3 protein-coding genes are annotated in these 2530 nt (G+C 36.2%); all 3 read left to right on the top strand.

All coding sequences use genetic code 11. The annotated features are described in order from the left end of the window. Positions 1 to 195: 195 nt before the first annotated feature. On the top strand, positions 196 to 540 hold the full coding sequence (locus tag FOF46_RS30920; protein WP_244299817.1) for a hypothetical protein: 345 nt from the start codon (positions 196 to 198) through the stop codon (positions 538 to 540). A gap of 1 nt (position 541) precedes the next feature. After that, a complete protein-coding gene (locus tag FOF46_RS30915) occupies positions 542 to 1867 on the top strand; it encodes a hypothetical protein (RefSeq protein ID WP_143919265.1) in 1326 nt (441 codons plus the stop codon). Continuing rightward, the coding region (locus FOF46_RS30910; protein ID WP_143919264.1) for a DUF6712 family protein at positions 1864 to 2530 on the top strand (667 nt) is incomplete at its 3' end. The genes FOF46_RS30915 and FOF46_RS30910, both read left to right, overlap by 4 nt.

Here is a 2530-nt window from a genome sequence, read left to right as displayed (position 1 = left end):
GGTAAGGGAAAGTGAAGATTCTCTATAGGATGCGGCGCTATGGGCTGTTTACTTTTGATAAAAAAAATGATGTTTTTAAGGTTAATATTTTGATTGTCAAATTAATGACTTTTTTAAAATGAGAAAACCACCCTGAAAAATCGGGGAAAAAGGTGTGTCCTTTTTTTAATTCGGTGTAAAAATGACCTTCGTACTATGAAAAATGTCATACTTCTCAGTAAAGTTTTAGAAAACATGCGTCAATTGGATAAGGAGGGAAATCCAATTCCTTTTTCGATGGAGGTGAGAACATGGAATAATCAAAACAAAATGGGAGGCAAATTAAAAGTATATGAAAATGCAGTTTTGTGTATGCCTAAAGAGAAAGAAAAAGTAAGGGACTGGGCAAAGGTACTTTCGGTTAAAACGCAGGAAGTGAAACGTAAAAACCCAAACCATTTTAAAAACTATACAAGAAATATAGAGCTTTCCACAGGGGAAGTGAAAAAGATCAATATTCTTTTAATCACCAAGTTTAACGGTTTAGAAGTAGTCTATTAATATGAAACAAACACACGGCGTATATTTTGGAAAGGCCTCGGTCAGTTTAATGGTTGATGAGAGGCATCAAAAACCAACAAAGATAATCCATAAAGGAGACACTGAATTTAAAAGAGGAGTGATTGCTCCATGGGGAGATGACAATAGGTACCCTCATAAATTTATGGATGCTATTCGTTTAAATGGAGCAGCTTCCGGAGGCTTAAGTTTACTTAAATCTGCGCACTATGGTAATGGTCTTACCTTTTATAAAAATCAAAAATCAGAAACTACAGGGAAAAGGGAGAAAGTAATAGAATATAAGGAAGATCATCCGGAGATACAGGCGTTCTTTAAACGCAACAAGATGAATACGTTCTTTACTGAAACCATCAGCGATTTAGAAAGTTATGGTATTGGTTTCCCTTCACTGATTCTCAGTAAAGACTATAAAAAAGTATTACGCATTAGAAGACAAAAAACCGCATGGGGCAGACGTGAACTCATGAATCCGTCTTCTGGTTTTTCTGAAATGGTCTACTTTAAGAGTCAATGGGATGATGATGACACTAAAGATGCTGCTAAAATTCATAGTGTAGATCCTATGTGGTGTTATGAAGAGATTTTAGAATACTGCCAGAGAAAAAGGCTTCATGAATTTGTATTGCCTGTTCATTATACGATGACTGATGAGGCCTATTATCCAAAACTCACATGGCACGCTATTTTTAATAATGGATGGTTAGAGGTTTCTAACTCTATCCCGATGTATAAAAAACATCTATTCAAAAATCAAGTGAATATTAAATTCTTGGTTCACGTTAGTGAAGCTTATTTCGAAGGACAATATGGTGATGATTGGACAGACAAATTTGATGTAGATCAGCGTAACAAAATTCGTGAGGAAACATTAAAAGCGATCGATGATCATTTGTCTGGTAATGAATCTTCCGGAAGAAGTATGTACTCCAGAAAGTTAAAGGACGATGATGGTAAATGGGTGAATGCTATTGAGATCGAGCCTATCGATAATAAAATGAAAGATGGTTCTTATCTGCCCGATGCTTCAGCTGCGAATACTGAAATATTATTTGCGATGATGGTAGATGCATCACTTATCGGTGCGGGTGTACCAGGGGGTAGTATGGGATCTGGTTCTGGTAGTGATAAGCGCGTAGCCTTTGATATCCTATCGGCTTTATTTAAAACCAAGCGGGATACCACTTTACAGATTTGGGATTTAATTAAAGAATGGAATGGGTGGGATCCGGAGTTACAAGCAGGCTTTGAAAATGTGAAGCTCACCACTTTAGATAAAAACCCTAACGGTAAACAATCAGGAATATGAATTTAGTAAACAATACACTTGAGTTACAGGAGTATATCAATGTTACTTCGAATTTTGACTTTGATAAAGCACTACCTTTTATTAAACGTGCAGAGCGTAAATACATTATCCCTAATATTGGAAAAGAAGAATATACAACTATCCTAAATCACGATGGAAGCGATTCCGATATCGCAGAGGTAAAGTATTTATTAGCGGAGGCTAGTTCAAATTTAGGTTTTCATTTAGGGTTTGCACAGCTATGCGTACATATAACCAATTATGGTACAAAACAAACCGAACTGGAAGATACCAAGTCCATTGATTGGGCAACAAAACGTGATCTTCAGCGAGGTTTTACAGATACAGGATTTGAGGCCATTGATGAGGCTTTAAAAACCATGGAGTATTATGTAGATAAATTTGCGGATTGGCGGGATAGTGCTGCGTATTCGGTTTTTAATGAACATTTTAATAAAAGAACGGATGAATTTCAACAGCACTTTAATATCTCCAGTTCCCGAAAAACATTCATTGCTTTAAAGCCTATAGTTAGAAAAATAGAAGAACAATATTTTTTACCCATGTTGGGAGAAGAGGCTATGAACCTTATAAAAACAAGAACAATGGATCCTGTCTTATCCAGAGCTTTGGATTTATGCCAAAAGGCCGAGGTAGCTCTTA

Source organism: Aquimarina algiphila (genome assembly GCF_007489275.1).
Lineage (GTDB): Bacteria > Bacteroidota > Bacteroidia > Flavobacteriales > Flavobacteriaceae > Aquimarina > Aquimarina algiphila.
This window is presented reverse-complemented; position numbering and strand designations above follow the sequence as displayed.